This is a genomic window from Acinetobacter sp. B51(2017) (assembly GCF_003711395.1).
Taxonomy (GTDB): domain Bacteria; phylum Pseudomonadota; class Gammaproteobacteria; order Pseudomonadales; family Moraxellaceae; genus Acinetobacter.
The window spans coordinates 81,210-95,631 of record NZ_PJRJ01000010.1 but is presented as its reverse complement, the minus strand read 5'-3'; the positions used below and the strand labels follow the sequence as shown (position 1 = coordinate 95,631).

The window sequence follows — 14,422 nt, the reverse complement described above, 5'->3', positions numbered from 1 at the left end:
CGCCATCGTTCTCTTTCAGGTTATTTCGCTGGAATTTACGCATCCTTATGTGCTTATCAAATCTGTCATCAAAATAAGCCTCAATTTATAACGATGTAAAATCAGGCTTATCCATGATTCGGGTTAAAATTAACATAATACAGGTTATACGAAATCGGTTTTATTAGTTTATATAATTCAATAGCTTAACCAAAAATCAAAAGCCCAATTCTCAGTAGTTGGGCTTTTTACGTGAATGAGACCGTTCCACGATTATTTAATAAGCAATGTTCCACACTTTTGTTCATCAAAATTAAACAATCTTGCTCGAATATACTAGTTAAAAAAACGACTCAAAAAGCTCTTCTTCACAGGTTGCTCTGGAGCGACTATCTCCTTTGGTAATTTTTCTTGAGTAGTCAATCCGTCATATTTTACTTTTACATAGTCCTCATCCCTTGGATTTGCCTCAGTCCTTTCCAAAGGATTAGCTTGATCCTTAGTAACTTTTGGAGCTTCTAAAAGACGTTGCATAGCTTCAATTTGATTTTGATAAAAAGCTTCTCTCTCTTTGGAATCATCAAGCTGATTTTTTAGGATATCTATCTGCTGTCTAAGTAGTAAAACTTCTGCCGAAATTTGATTGTCTACTTTTACAGATTCTTTTACATCTCGTCTTTTTACAGGTTCACCAAAAATGCGTATAGCTTCTGCTAGATCAATCTTATTTTCAGAATTTTTGCTTAAAATTCCTTTATTTATATTATTGTAAATGGTCTGTCTATTTATTTTATATAGCTTGGATAGCTCAAGAACTGTGAGGCTTTTCATCTTGTCAAAATATGCCTAAACTTGTAAAAATCAATTGTCTATTAGACAGCCTAATAGACAATCAATCAATATAGAAACTTATACGCTCTCAAAGCCAACTTGATTTAGATATGGCAAAAATTCTTCAATCTTTTTACTGTCTTTTAGCATTTCAGCTATACGTATAGCAAATTGTTGATAGCTTTCTGTACCTTCTGAATAATGTCCTAATTCAGGTAATTCAGATAGCTTGCTAGCGAAATAATGTCGTTGCTTATCAGTCATAGTCTTAATGATAGTTAATTTCTTAGCATTACTAGATTTTTTGGTTTTATAAGAGAAAGAAAAACCTGAAATTGAACGACCTTCCTTATGCTGTTCCACTTTAACAATGATATCCGTATGTTCATTAATTTGTTTAATGGCGGATTCTAGTACTCGTCTTTTAAACGTATCTATTCGAGGGTAATCATCTGATCCTAAACCTAACTTAGATCGAAAGTCAGATATCTCGAATATGGGAGTTTTTCCAACTTCTCGCCAAGAAATGAGTAGTTCATACAACCTAATCGCATACTTTCCACTTAGCTGAGAAACTTGTTTAAGTTGATAACTAGTGAACTGCTTTTCTAATCTAGTAATCAACGGAATAACATCAACTGTAAAAGTAACCTCTAAAATCGCAGCTTCGTCGATATATGCAATATTCTGTACCCATCTTGATATCACTTTTTTCTGCTTTCCTGTTTTGGAATCAATCGTGTAATAAGTAAATTGTCTGCCAAACAGATTAGTTACAGCTGTTTTTAGTGCTTTATAAGCTGCATGCTTGTTTACATTAAAACGTTCCATATATTCACTAGCATGAATACGCAATCTAGTATTCGCATCGATCTCAGATTGAGTTTTACGTGCCTGTACTATGGCTAAAAGCATGAGTCTTTGCTCAATTGTATCTAGGTTATAGCTGGCATTAATTAAGGCATTATCTTTTACTATTAAGTCATTAGAATACATTTATTACACCAAAATTTTATTTGGTGTAATTACACCATCATTCTTAAATGGTGTAAATAGGTGACTTTTTGGTGTGGTATAGGTGACTTTTTGGTGTGGTATAGGTGACTTTTTGGTGTGGTATAGGTGACTTTTTGGTGTGGTATTAGGTCTGAAACCCTTGCCATATAAGGCTTTTGGCGGACGTAAAAGTATTAAAATATATTAAAAATAATTAAAAAGAGCTTCGCTCCATTTTTTGTTAAAAAAAGAGAAGATTTTTTGTTTTCAGAGTAGCTAAATTTCAGGTCTAAAATCTGTTTGTTTACGACGTTCTTTTGATTTCAATATTCTGAATACATGGTTAATCCCTATGTTGAACAGCCCTTAAAATGCATTCTAAGCCCGTTTAAGCCGTGTTTATCTCAAAAACTATCCTATCTATGTGTTCATTAAAAAAACGTGCTCTAAGCGCTTTATATGGCCTTTTTTGTTCATACAGCTCTGAATGAACATACAGCCTATTTAATTTGCATAGTTTTGGGTAACTAAACGTGTGCTTATCAACTTCAAATGCTGAAATTCAGCTAGGCAATCGGCATACTCTAGTCATTTTTCAATGTATGGGTTTCTTGGATCTTCAAGTATTTCTTTTAAAGCGATCGCTAATTGTTTTTCATCATTATTAACACTTCGGCCAAGGCTATTGAGATAACGTGTTACATCGAAATTATGTCCTCTTAGAGAAATTGCTAAACCTATAACATGAGTTAACTTCTCTAGATCATTCTTTCTAGGGTGCAGACTTGTGACTTCCATCAGCTTACGGAATGAAGCACCTAAGAAGTAATTTTCACGATCACGCTGTTTTCTGGCTTGGATCTGTGGGCTTAGCAATTTCTGATCCATGCGTTGCTTGTCATTGCGCAGCTTATTCTCAGCTTTCTTCTGATCTACGTTTTTTAAGTAGGCTTTCAAGCCATCTAACATCAAGAAGTAAGCATCAATATCCTGACGTGCCGCCAAATCTAAAATCTCACGTTCAAAACGGCTATGTGATGATTGTGCTTTGATCAATGCTAAAGCGGCCATTTGCTTTTGATGTGCGTTCATTTCATAACGACATTTCTTCACCAAGGTCAGATCATCTTCTGACAAATCTGCCATGCTTTTTTTCTTGGCGATCATGTCCAAATAACGTTGTTGAACTTTACGTTTAAAGGGCAATTGACGGGTATATTGTGTTAATGAGTTGATATCTTCGGCAACCAATACCAATGCTTTACGACCGGCCATAGACCCTCTTTTTTTCGAATTTTGAAGAATTGCTACTTATGTTAGTACAGTAAACCATTTTGCGTTATTACAGTAGATTAAACAATTTATTCTGTATTGCAGAATAAATTGTTTATCTCGTTTCCCTGTCTTTTTTTGAAAACGTATCACGCTTGTGATAGTTTTGCAAAAAAGACAGTTCTCCTCGCCCTGCGGGGCAAAAGCGCCCACAATTTGGAAAAAATGGCCATGTACTATTTGAACGTTCGGCACAATACCAAAAAAGACAACAGCTCAAAAAACACCTTCCACTATCTGACCCGAACGGCACATTTTGCTGCACACAAAGATCAAGAAGAATTGGAATTGTGTCTGTCAGGAAACCTACCGGATTGGGCCGACAATGCACCGGAAAAATTTTGGGCGGCAGCCGATCGTTTTGAGATTGAACGAGGCCGAACCTCGGCCGTGATCACTGTGGCGTTACCGAAAGAATTATCTCGCTCTCAGCGAGCTGAATTGGTACACAGCTTGATCCAGGGCTTTACGGCTGAACATCAATTCCCCTATACCGCAGCCGTGCATCAGCATCCAAGTGCCTTAACCGGAGAAGAACAGCCGCATTTACATCTGATGTATTCAGAACGCAGCCTGAGTGACGGCATTGCCCGACCCAAAGAACAATTCTTTAAACAGTACCGTCCTAAGCATCCAGCGGCAGGCGGTGCGCCTAAAATGACCGCGAATGCGCTTGGCCAAGGCAAACATCAGATCCGTGTGTTTAGACAACAGGCCGAGGAGCTGATTAATGAGGCACTAAAACGTTATGCACCGACCAAAACCATCTGCATTGACGATATCAGCTTTGAGGTTGAAAACAGGGTGAGCTGCCTGTCCTATGCAGACTACAACGCCAAGTATGGCACTCAGCTCAAAGAGGTGCCGCAAATCCCACGTTGGAAGTTGCACAACCCTGTGGATGGGGAAATGATCTTAGCAGTACAGCAGCAAATTGCGGAGATCAAACGCATCCGTGAAGACAACAAAAGAGAACTGTATAAACAGGCCTATGAACTGGCAAAACAGCAACAGCTGGCCTGCTCTGCATTGGAGGCCGTGCAAGCGCTCAGCGTGTATGAAGTGGTCAATGAGCGAGAAACGCTGTATGAGCGGCATATTTTAGAATTGGATCGTAAAGCAAGAGAGGTCAAACGCTTGGCTGCGCATCAGGATCATGTCGAGGCCAAACATTACTTGTATATCATGGAGCGAAAACAAGAGCTGCTCATGCAGATGCTGCAGTTAGATCCTAGAAAAAACCTCCTGACGCTGGCCAAGACCATGATCCAAAATGATATCAAGTTGATCGCAGACCTTGAACACCATTGGGAGGTGAATGCATTTGAGCTCAAATGCGTTAAAAACTCGCAGCAATTGAAGCTAAATCGTATTCAAGAAAAATTAGACGTGATCGCATACCGAGAAGCGCAACAAGCTGCGCCTCAGCGAGAGCCCGAAGTGTCTAGCGAACGACGCCAGGATTGGGAGCCACCGGGTTTATTTTAAGCATGAAAAAAGGCCCAACATCCTGTTGGGCCTTTTTTCGTATGGGTTGTGCAAGGTATAACTCCTGTCGTACCTCTCTTCCATGTTGTAGAACTTATCATTTTTGTTTTTTGTTCCGGAACTTCCTGTTCCTTATGTACTCAGAATAGGGAAAGATCGTTTGATCTCATAGAGGCAATAGGCCCCAATGATTGTACGCTGAGGCTTACAGATCCAATTTCATATAAGAGATTTTATGTTAAACAGATATATTCATAATCAAAAATATTGGAAAAAATCTAATGATTATGACTATAAAATATAGGATATACGAATTAAGAAGTCGTGAATTGACATATAAATATCATATTGATATTTATCATAAAAAAAAATTCACTGTTTTTAGTATATGATATAAAATACATTTTTTTATAAATTTGATTTTTTATGCCTAAAGTTAATGAAGCAAAGTCTGAAAAAAAGATATATGAGAAACTGGTGCCTTTATCTTCCGTAGATGCTATACGTGTTGGTCTGAATGACAAAAAGAAGATTGCTATTCTAGAATTTGGTTATTCAAAAAGTTCTAATGTGATTGCTATAGATGTAAGAAAAGAGTTAACAGTTGAAATGGTTGAGAATTTAATTAATAACTTACAATCTTGTTTAGATGATCTTAAAGAACTTTAATATTTTTAGGTGATTTTATGTCATTAAAATATAAAACTTATATTTCTGAAAATATAGATAATTACAGTAGTAATTTTAAAGAAATAAGTAACTTTAATGAATATCATTATGATAATTTTAAAATAGAAGAAATTAAAAGAAGTATAAATGTTTCATTTGTTTTGAATAGCATAAAAAACTATAAAAGTTATAATCATTTCATATTTAATTTTTTTCAAGAAAGTGGTTATGAATCTAACTTATCTGAAGAAATATTAGATAAAAGTTTAGAAAAAAACTCACTTATTAATTTTATAAGATATTTTAATGAGTTGGAATATTTTTTAAGGAAAAGAGATTTTTATGTTGATTTAACTGAACTTGGATTTCTTAATATTAGGTTTATGTCTAGGAATAGAAACTCTGGTTATTTAGAGTTAGTATTTAATAAAAATGGCAAAGTTGATTTTGTTTCACTGGATAAAGAATATGATCCATTAGAGAAAAAAACTTATGTCATGCGAGGTTATATTGAGACATCCGATAGGTTGCAAAAGTCCTATAAAATCAATAGACTAATGTCTATTTTAAGACATCTAGATGTTGAAAACAAAGCTACTGATTGGAACTACTACATAGATAACTGAGTGTATTATGTCTCACAAAATAGAAATTATTAAAAAAACCGATAGTTTTATACAGGAAATAGATAAATTTTCTGACTATAATGATATTAGTTTTGATTTCGACGATAGCTTTGATGATATTGATCCTTTATATCAAATAGAATTTCTTTTTAGAATGGTAGGTTCTGGTAACTATAAAACTTACTATATTTTAAAACCTTATGAGATAGAAAGTAAAAAAATTAGTTTATTTAACTTAAATCAGGATTTCTTAAATAAGAATAACCATTTATGCACGAATGATTGTTTTTTACAATTCATGTTTTTCATAGTAATGAAAGATGTTGAACTGGATTTTGATTACTTAAAGAAACGAAAAATTGCTAATTTAATTACACGTAAAATTACCCAGTTAGCCAATACAGATGATGTTTTTAGAGAAAAAGTTGAATATATCCGTATTAGTATTTTAGAAGAACAGAATTATATAGAGCATGCAGATCATTGGGATTTAAAATATGCAAATGAAAAGTATTGTAAAGATGATTATATTCAACAACTACTTTTTAATTGTACTGTAGTTCATGACGTTAGTGCAGATTTTGAGTATTCAAATATGTTAGTAACTTGAATGATTTTATAAAATTAACCTAATCTGGATTATTCTAAATAATTCAGAAAATAAAAAAGCCCAACATCGTGTTGGGCTTTTTCGTATTGGGTGTTTAGGTATAACTCCTGTCGTACCTCACGTCCTAGTGTTGCACTTAGCATTATTGTTTTATGTGTTGGAACATCCTGTTCTCAATGTCCCCATCATATGAAAAATCGCAGGGATACCATAGACGCAATGCTCCCTAATTCATGTCAGCCTGAGCTTACAACGTTGCTCAAAACTTACCCCAAACTTTATCCGCAGAAATTGCGGACAATTTCAGGAATGGAAGTATTGAATTATCAGGAAAAAACTAAAACTTGAATATTTTTTGATCTGATTTGTTTTGGGAATGATGATGGCTCAGAGAATAGAGAATTAAAGAGACACAACTTGTCGTTTACTTTTTAATCTATTGCTAAATCTAGTGAAAAAAGCAGTAATGTACTCTAATTATTGTTTTTTATTAATTTTAAGAGTTATATCATTATGTCACGACCTGAAATACCGAATTTAATCACTTGGCCCCGAAACTTAAGTACGGCTCAAGGTGGCGGCCTGTCTACTATGCAGGGCGGTGGTATGTCCACAATGCAATATGGTGGTAGATCCACGATGCAATATGGTGGCATGTCCACAATGCAATATGGTGGCATGTCCACGATGCAATATGGTGGCATGTCCACGATGCAATATGGTGGATTGTCCACGATGCAATATGGTGGATTGTCCACGATGCAATATGGTGGATTGTCCACGATGCAGTTTGGTGGTCTATCCACCATGCAAGGTGGTGGATTGTCCAGAATGCAAGGTGGTGGCATGTCTACGTCATCTATAGATGTATATCGCAGTAATATTCCACCTTGGCCTGTATTCTTATTAGAACTTGAAAAAAGAGGTTATCGAGGTCAAGCGGAATTAATTCGTCGCAATATTCCATCGTTTTTATACCCAGAAAACTTCTTTTGATTATTAACAAATTCTAAAATTAACATAATACACGTTATGCGAAGTCAAAAATGGGAGCTTAAGCTCCCATTTTTATTGATGATTTTTTAATTCTTTCAGCATAGCATCCCGTAAAATTTCATTCATTCGTGTTTGATAACCTTTGCCTTGTGCTTTGAACCAAGCAAGTACATCAGCATCTAACCGAATTGAAGTTTGTTGCTTCACTGGGCGGTAAAATTGATTTTGGCGTACAGCACTGCTCCAATCGGTAATTTCAGGAATATCTGATAGATCTAGCTGATCATCCGGAACCGTGCCTTTAGCAAGCAAGCGTTGAATTTCAGCATCTTGCTTCTCACCAAATTTCTCATTCAGCTCTTTGCGTGAGTATCTAACCATGCTCATATTTGTTTCGCTCCGCTTTAGTCACTTGCCTTGCACTAATGATTCGTATGATTTCACAGTCATCTTCATCAAAAATGGTGTGAGCCACCAATAACATTAGTACACCTTTAACTCGTCCAATGGTTTGCCAACGTTCTTCACCATCGGTATGTCTGTCTTGGATTGAGATCCGTAATGGATCTTCAAAAACAAGGCTTGCAGTTTCGAAAGAGATATCATGCTTTTTCTGATTCTTTCGATTCTTAGCCTCATCCCATTCAAAATACTGTTCCATAAAAAACATTCAAATTTGTATATACAATAATGTATCACAAAATTGTATCACTCAACCCAATTAGTGTAATTTTTAGTCAAAATTATTGGCAAAACACTCCAAAACCGCTCATAAAAAAGCCGACTTGTTTCCAAGTCGGCTTTTGAACATCATCGAGCAAATAATTTATATCATAAGTTTTTGATTTTTATATGTTTCAATTTGTGCATTTCGTATAACCTCTATTATGTTAAATAGGATTACATGAAAGTTATCTGTATGATGAAATCTGACTTTTTGGAGGAAAATAAATGATTGTAGAAGAACCACTTAAAATAGAAAAAACAGATTTAGATTTTTCATTTTTTAAAGATGAAAAGCCTTTGATTTTAGATAGGGATGTTAGTGTTCTGATTCTTCCTAGTTTTACTCAGAATGATGCATTTCATAATGGGACAATTGATATTTTTTCCTATCTACAAAAGGAAATAGGAGAAAATAATGTTGAACTATTTGCATCGGATGATGAATATAAAGAGTTAGCGTTACACTCAAAAGCTTATTGGTTAGGTGTTTTTTTAGTAGCACAAGTGGCTGTACCAACATTCACAAATGTTATGAGTGATTATATTTCAAATGAATTGCAAGCTAAGAATGGCGATGAAATAGATTTCAACGTAATTATCGAAAAGAAAAATGATAGTAATATCAAAGTAACCTATCGTGGTGATGCTGAACATATTAATAGTGTTCTAGATAAAGTTAATGAATTGAGTAGAGATAAAGAAATTGATAAATCTACTAAATAACATAGATACTTTATTGCTAAGCAATTCTACAGATGAAAATCACTATAAAGCTGCTTTAGAAGAAATCAGTAAACTGCTAGAAATCAGTCAGAAACAAAGAAATGAAGATGTATCTAATTTGTTATGGAAATTGAAAACCATACTTGAGATTAAAGATGGATATATCAAAACTTTCTTTCTATTGAGAGATAAAAAGCATTATGACGCTTGGGTTTTATTAGAAAGAGTAGAAATAGACATATCTTTTCTAGAAAAGAATGTTGATGAAGATTTTATAAAAAAGTACAAGCTGTATTTTTATAAAGAAATTATTGAGAGTTGGCAATCTTTGTTCCCATATAAAATTTTCTTTAGTATGGGTTTTACAGTAAAGCGATATATATGCTCAATATGTGCTCATGTTATCCGGCCAAGGAGTAGATGTATTCATGAGAAAGGCAAAGTATACAATGGTGAATTGTGCTTTCATATAGGGGATGAAATTGATGATATTAAAGAAATTTCTATAGTAAAAAACCCTATGCAAAAATCATGTATAGCATTGATAGATTATGATTATAGTATTGTTGATTTTGTATCAGAAAGGTTAGAGTCACCTTTTGATTATTGGAAACCATTTAAGACAAAAAAGTTAACTGACAGAGCTGAATTCAATGAGGTTGATGAAAATGATCTTTGCCCATGTCAAGAAAATAGGAAGGTATTCAAAGAATGTTGTTTCAATAAAGAAAAAATTGAATTCCCACATATAGAGATAGCATTTAGAAAACCACCACCTTCTAATTTGGCGACGAACTTGATCAAAATATAAGGGAAAATATGAAGAGCATATTTACTTTCTTTAGTTTTCCTAAAATTAACCCGAATCATGGATAAGAAATTCAGTTGAAAAAAAAGATGACTGAGTTGATAAGTGAGTTACGACACAAACCATTCAACCAGCCATCCTATGTTCGAGTTTACAACTTTATTCTGCACGATTGATGATTTTTTTCAAAAAAATGAAGTGGTCTATTGGCAGTATCTAAAACAAGAAAATCCGAAGATCAGAAAGCGATCAGGTGTTCTATGCTTATCTGAAATCATCTTTATTGCTGTTTGGTACAAGAACTCTCAACTTCATCATTTCAAAGCCTTTTATGGAATGATAAAGCGCTTTTATTCCAAGCTTTTTAAAGCATTACCATCCTATCAACGGATCATTTATTTAATCAACCAACATCAACTCGCACTTCAAGCATTACATATTTCTTTAGCTTCCAATGCTCAAACAACGTGTGCTTGGGTTGACTCTACAACTCTACCTGTATGTAAAAATCAGCGTATTGAGCGCCATAAATCTTTAAAACAAATTGCCACACGAGGTAGAAGCTCAATGGGTTGGTTCTATGGATGCAAATTGCATGTATTGGTGGATGCTCAGGGTCAATTTATTCAGACCCAACTCTCGAATGGCCATACTTCAGATATAAAGCTTCTGCCGAAGCTCGCTCAAGGCTACATGGGTAAGATCTTCGGTGATCGTGGCTACATCAGTGAAACTGTAAAAGATAAACTAGGTGCACAAGATATTGAATTAATTACCTATCATCGCAAGAACATGCGAAGAGTGGAATTATCACCAGAGGATGAAATCATGCTGAGACAACGCAATAAAATAGAGACGATCTTTAGCTTATTGAAGCAACAATACAACCTAGTAAGCAGTCGCCATCGTTCTCTTTCAGGTTATTTCGCTGGAATTTACGCATCCTTATGTGCTTATCAAATCTGTCATCAAAATAAGCCTCAATTTATAACGATGTAAAATCAGGCTTATCCATGATTCGGGTTAATTAATAACTTTAATTCAAATTTTTTTAAAATTTCACTTTATTGGATAAATAGCATACTTGTTTTAAAAATCAACTATTAATTGAAATAATAGCAAAGACTTACTGTTGATTTAAAAATGTAAATAATTTTGACATAAAAAAAGCCTAGAAAAATCTAGGCTTTTTTTGCATTTAATTGAAAGTGAACAATTAAACGAAAGGAAGATTGATGTCTAAATCAAGCGTGTTTAGAGCCTGACCTAAACCATTCACAAGACCAACAGCGCCAGCACCTACTTGTTGAACAACATCACCAAGCTCATTTACAACAGGAACTTGAACATCTAAAGTTGGTGCTGCAGATTCAAGAACACCGTCTACAATATCTGCAACGTCCTTGAGTACGCCACCCACTGTGTCTAATGGGTTGGTTAATACATCTTTAACTAGTTCTAAAGGCTCGATGTCAGCAACATAGTTACCCAAACCATCAACATCGCCCACAACTTGATCTAAAGTTTCTTCAACGCCTTCAAGAATTGGACCAAGTACAGGAGCATCTTGAAGTTTATGTAACACAGGGTCGATTACGTCAGTCGCTAATGTATCCACTGTGTCTGCAACATCATTGACTACTGCGCCAACTGTATCTGTTACGCCATTAAGGAGTGTATCTACACCGTTTACAACTGAACCAGTTGATAGTGCATCAGCAGTTGAATGTAGTGTGTCGCTTAAGTTAGTGGTTAGGTTACCTACTAAATGATCCACAGTTGCAATCGTATCACCAATGATAGGTGCTTTTGCCAAACCATCCAGCACTGGATCTAATAATTGGCCTACTGCTTCAACAACACCATCCACTACTTTTGCAACTACTTCTACGATTTTACCTAAAAATTTAGAAAAACCTTGAGAAATTGCTGTGAATACACCGTTTAAACCTTTTAAACCACCAAAAAGAGCCATGTTCTAATCTCCAAAGTACAATGAGTAAACTGAGCAACTATATAGATGAGCCTCATCCCAAATAATCGACAAAAAACTCGGTCATATAGCCGCTCAATTTTGGATAAAAATAAGTTATGACAGTCTGTATTGTTTGATCTGCCATAGGCAAAAAATATCTAAATGCATTACTTTTTACAAAATATTAATTTTAAACAGCAAGTTAAATAGAATATTTTTTACTACTTATAGCATAAAAAAACTAAAGTTGAGTAAAACTGTCAGAATTTTTTATGTATTTGTTAATATTTCTAATGGATATTTTTAGCACTAAAAAACAAAGCGAAAATAATGTCGATAAATGCTAAGAAAATAGATTTATTTGGTAAATAAAATGAAAATTATTATAAATAACACCAGTATTAAAATACTCAAATAAGTGAGATATTTTTCCCAAATTAATGTGTGACGTACATCACCATAGACATTTTTTTGGTTAATACCAGGTTTAAAAAGTAAGTAAAATGCCAATAACCAATTGGCAAAAGGTATCATGCATAATATGGCCCAATATGGGTTTAGCTCACAGTCATGTAAACGGCGTACTGTAAACACAATATGAAAATAAACTGCCCCGATTTGGGCAATCAGTAACAGCAGCAGCGCAATTATACTGCTGGCATCGATGATGAATATTGCTTGATCAAATAAATGCGGTGCAATTAGCCATGCTGTACCCAGTAGCATCAATAAACCCAAGGCAAGTAACATGTGCCAAGCAAAATAAGAGATACGACCAAAGCGTCCATGCATAGATAGACCTTCGTAGGCAGGATCTTGAGAAGACAAATACATGAGGCTGTCCTTTTTTCTTGTTATGTGCTTACCATAATTTAAAAATATCGCCTGTCCTAGCTTGCTTTTGTAAATAAAAAAAGCCCAACCGAAGTTGAGCTTTTGTATACCATACAGTTAAAACTTAGATGTTCCAATCCACAAAGTTTTTGAGCAACTGTAAGCCAGCAGTGTGGCTTTTTTCTGGATGGAATTGAGTTGCAAATAGGTTGTCTTGATGCAGCGCGGTACAAAAATCGATGCCATAGTTGCAAGTGGCAGCCACAATGCTTTGATCTTGTGGTTCTACATAAAAACTATGCACAAAGTAGAAACGCGCATCTTGTTCAATGTTATTCCACATTGGATGGCTCGGGTCGGCTTGATGTACTTGATTCCAGCCCATATGCGGTACTTTTAAGCCATCTATATCTGGGAAGCGTTTCACTTGTCCTTTGAAAATACTCAATGCATCGGCACCGCCATTTTCTTCAGAATGTTGCATTAAGGCTTGCATTCCCACGCAAATGGCGAGTACAGGTTTGTTAAAGACGGCATTACGTACCACTTCATCAATCCCTGCGTCATGCATACCTTGCATGCAGTCACGCATTGCGCCAACACCTGGGAATACAATTTTATCTGCTTGCGCGATGAGTTTAGAATCATTGGTGACATCTACTGTTGCACCAACGTGTTCTAAGGCTTTAGCAGCAGAGTGTAAATTCCCCATGCCATAGTCAAGAAGGGCAATACGCGTCATTACAACGTTCCTTTAGTTGAAGCGACTGTATTGGCCGCGCGTGGATCAACTTCACATGCCATACGTAGCGCACGCGCAAAGGCTTTAAAGACACTTTCAATTTGATGGTGGCTGTTTTTACCACGTAAGTTGTCAATATGTAAGGTCATTAATGAATGATTTACAAAGCCTTGGAAAAATTCAGAGAATAGATCGACATCAAAGCTACCAATACGGGCACGCGTAAATGGAATGTCCATAAATAAACCTGGACGACCAGAGAGGTCTACGACAACACGGCTTAATGACTCATCGAGTGGCGCATAGAAATGACCGTAGCGTTTTAAGCCTTTTTTATCACCTAAGGCTTGGGCAAAGGCTTGACCTAAAGTAATACCACAATCTTCTACAGTATGATGGTCATCAATCTCTAAATCGCCATCACAATGAATGTCGATATCAAACAGACCATGACGCTTGATTTGGTCGATCATATGATCTAAAAAAGGAACACCGGTATTGAGGGTGCCTTGACCTGTACCATCAAGATTCACACGAACACGGATTTTAGTTTCGTTAGTGTTTCTTACCACTTCACTGATACGCTCTGTCATAGACACATTCCTCAAAACGTTAAAAATTTAAGCGAAACGCAAATACTAGATTGCTTAGGAGGGTTTAGCAATGCCTATTACCGTACATGCCTACACGTCTTTAGAAAATAATGACTTTCGGAGTCAACTTGAACGCTTATACGACTTAAGTCCTGAGTTTTCTAATGGTCAGGATGCCTTAAACCAACTTGAGCAGAGTCTTGCGTTGGATACTTTACTGTATACCGCAGAGTTTAACAGCAAATTAATTGGCGCAATTTGGTGTCGTGAGCAAGATACGCAATGTATTTTAGAATATGTGGTGGTGCATCCTGCCAATCGTGGTCGTGGAGTGGCTGAGCGTTTAGTCAGTGAAGTGTGTCGCATGCAAGAACAGAAAGGAATTCAGACTTTTAAACCCGGTTGTGGCGCGATTCATCGCTGTTTAATGACACTTGATAAGCTTTAAAAGCATTATTTTGTGGATTTTGCTGTAAAAATAAACACTTGAATTA

General features: G+C 35.6%; 18 protein-coding genes and 1 pseudogene. 10 read left to right on the top strand and 9 right to left on the bottom strand.

The window, feature by feature from the left end:
* Window positions 1-99: pseudogene (locus tag CYK47_RS15885) on the top strand (IS982 family transposase); the annotation flags it as partial.
* Between the two features lie 216 nt (window positions 100-315).
* On the opposite strand, the gene CYK47_RS06905 reads toward CYK47_RS15885, so the two are convergent.
* The 3 genes from CYK47_RS06905 to CYK47_RS06895 all read right to left on the bottom strand — a co-directional run bounded on the left by CYK47_RS06905 (window position 316) and on the right by CYK47_RS06895 (window position 3,081).
* Entirely contained in the window at window positions 316-810 is a 495-nt protein-coding gene (locus CYK47_RS06905) for a plasmid replication DNA-binding protein (protein ID WP_122900172.1), read from the bottom strand.
* Window positions 811-888: 78 nt separating this feature from the next.
* Window positions 889-1,806 carry a replication initiation protein RepM gene (gene repM / locus CYK47_RS06900; protein WP_122900170.1) on the bottom strand — a complete coding sequence of 306 codons (918 nt, stop codon included), beginning with the start codon at window positions 1,804-1,806 and terminating at the stop codon, window positions 889-891.
* A gap of 588 nt (window positions 1,807-2,394) precedes the next feature.
* Window positions 2,395-3,081 (bottom strand): hypothetical protein, encoded by a 687-nt coding sequence (locus CYK47_RS06895; RefSeq protein WP_122900168.1) that lies wholly within the window; start codon window positions 3,079-3,081, stop codon window positions 2,395-2,397.
* A 108-nt stretch (window positions 3,082-3,189) separates the two neighbouring features.
* Between CYK47_RS06895 and CYK47_RS06890 the strand changes: the two genes are divergently transcribed.
* From CYK47_RS06890 to CYK47_RS06870, 5 genes are all read left to right on the top strand, one after another.
* Window positions 3,190-4,626: a MobA/MobL family protein gene (locus CYK47_RS06890; RefSeq protein ID WP_252150257.1), complete on the top strand. Its 1,437-nt coding sequence runs from the start codon at window positions 3,190-3,192 to the stop codon at window positions 4,624-4,626.
* A gap of 426 nt (window positions 4,627-5,052) precedes the next feature.
* Complete coding sequence (locus tag CYK47_RS06885; protein ID WP_122900166.1) at window positions 5,053-5,295, top strand: hypothetical protein; 243 nt, start codon at window positions 5,053-5,055, stop codon at window positions 5,293-5,295.
* Window positions 5,296-5,312: 17 nt separating this feature from the next.
* Window positions 5,313-5,921 (top strand): hypothetical protein, encoded by a 609-nt coding sequence (locus tag CYK47_RS06880; protein ID WP_122900164.1) that lies wholly within the window; start codon window positions 5,313-5,315, stop codon window positions 5,919-5,921.
* Between the two features lie 7 nt (window positions 5,922-5,928).
* Window positions 5,929-6,531, top strand: a complete 603-nt coding sequence (locus CYK47_RS06875; RefSeq protein WP_122900161.1) for a hypothetical protein — start codon at window positions 5,929-5,931, stop codon at window positions 6,529-6,531.
* A 513-nt stretch (window positions 6,532-7,044) separates the two neighbouring features.
* A complete protein-coding gene (locus CYK47_RS06870) occupies window positions 7,045-7,527 on the top strand; it encodes a hypothetical protein (RefSeq protein ID WP_122900160.1) in 483 nt (160 codons plus the stop codon).
* Window positions 7,528-7,599: 72 nt separating this feature from the next.
* Here the strand turns inward: CYK47_RS06870 and CYK47_RS06865 are convergent, their stop codons facing one another.
* Window positions 7,600-7,914, bottom strand: a complete 315-nt coding sequence (locus tag CYK47_RS06865; RefSeq protein WP_004728120.1) for a BrnA antitoxin family protein — start codon at window positions 7,912-7,914, stop codon at window positions 7,600-7,602.
* A complete protein-coding gene (locus CYK47_RS06860) occupies window positions 7,901-8,188 on the bottom strand; it encodes a BrnT family toxin (protein WP_000438825.1) in 288 nt (95 codons plus the stop codon). The genes CYK47_RS06865 and CYK47_RS06860 overlap by 14 nt, the downstream gene beginning before the upstream one ends.
* Window positions 8,189-8,478: 290 nt before the next feature.
* On the opposite strand from CYK47_RS06860, the gene CYK47_RS06855 reads away from it, so the two are divergent.
* The 3 genes from CYK47_RS06855 (at window position 8,479) to CYK47_RS06845 (ending at window position 10,783) form a co-directional block, all read left to right on the top strand.
* On the top strand, window positions 8,479-8,976 hold the full coding sequence (locus CYK47_RS06855) for a hypothetical protein (RefSeq protein WP_058972188.1): 498 nt from the start codon (window positions 8,479-8,481) through the stop codon (window positions 8,974-8,976).
* Entirely contained in the window at window positions 8,948-9,787 is an 840-nt protein-coding gene (locus CYK47_RS06850; protein ID WP_122900158.1) for a zinc chelation protein SecC, read from the top strand. Before CYK47_RS06855 ends, CYK47_RS06850 begins: the two co-directional genes overlap by 29 nt.
* 138 nt (window positions 9,788-9,925) lie before the next feature.
* The gene (locus CYK47_RS06845; protein WP_122900156.1) at window positions 9,926-10,783 is read left to right on the top strand and encodes an IS982 family transposase; all 858 of its coding nucleotides are present in this window, start codon (window positions 9,926-9,928) and stop codon (window positions 10,781-10,783) included.
* Between the two features lie 217 nt (window positions 10,784-11,000).
* Here CYK47_RS06845 and CYK47_RS06840 read toward each other — a convergent pair whose 3' ends face one another.
* From CYK47_RS06840 to hisB, 4 genes are all read right to left on the bottom strand, one after another.
* On the bottom strand, window positions 11,001-11,759 hold the full coding sequence (locus tag CYK47_RS06840; protein WP_122900154.1) for a hypothetical protein: 759 nt from the start codon (window positions 11,757-11,759) through the stop codon (window positions 11,001-11,003).
* Window positions 11,760-12,116: 357 nt separating this feature from the next.
* Complete coding sequence (locus CYK47_RS06835; RefSeq protein WP_122900153.1) at window positions 12,117-12,593, bottom strand: DUF805 domain-containing protein; 477 nt, start codon at window positions 12,591-12,593, stop codon at window positions 12,117-12,119.
* A gap of 124 nt (window positions 12,594-12,717) precedes the next feature.
* The gene (gene hisH / locus CYK47_RS06830; protein ID WP_122900152.1) at window positions 12,718-13,335 is read right to left on the bottom strand and encodes an imidazole glycerol phosphate synthase subunit HisH; all 618 of its coding nucleotides are present in this window, start codon (window positions 13,333-13,335) and stop codon (window positions 12,718-12,720) included.
* Window positions 13,335-13,928, bottom strand: coding sequence for an imidazoleglycerol-phosphate dehydratase HisB (gene hisB / locus CYK47_RS06825; protein WP_122900149.1), 594 nt, complete (start codon window positions 13,926-13,928; stop codon window positions 13,335-13,337). Before hisB ends, hisH begins: the two co-directional genes overlap by 1 nt.
* Window positions 13,929-13,998: 70 nt before the next feature.
* Between hisB and CYK47_RS06820 the strand changes: the two genes are divergently transcribed.
* A complete protein-coding gene (locus CYK47_RS06820; RefSeq protein ID WP_122900148.1) occupies window positions 13,999-14,376 on the top strand; it encodes a GNAT family N-acetyltransferase in 378 nt (125 codons plus the stop codon).
* Window positions 14,377-14,422 lie beyond the last annotated feature (46 nt).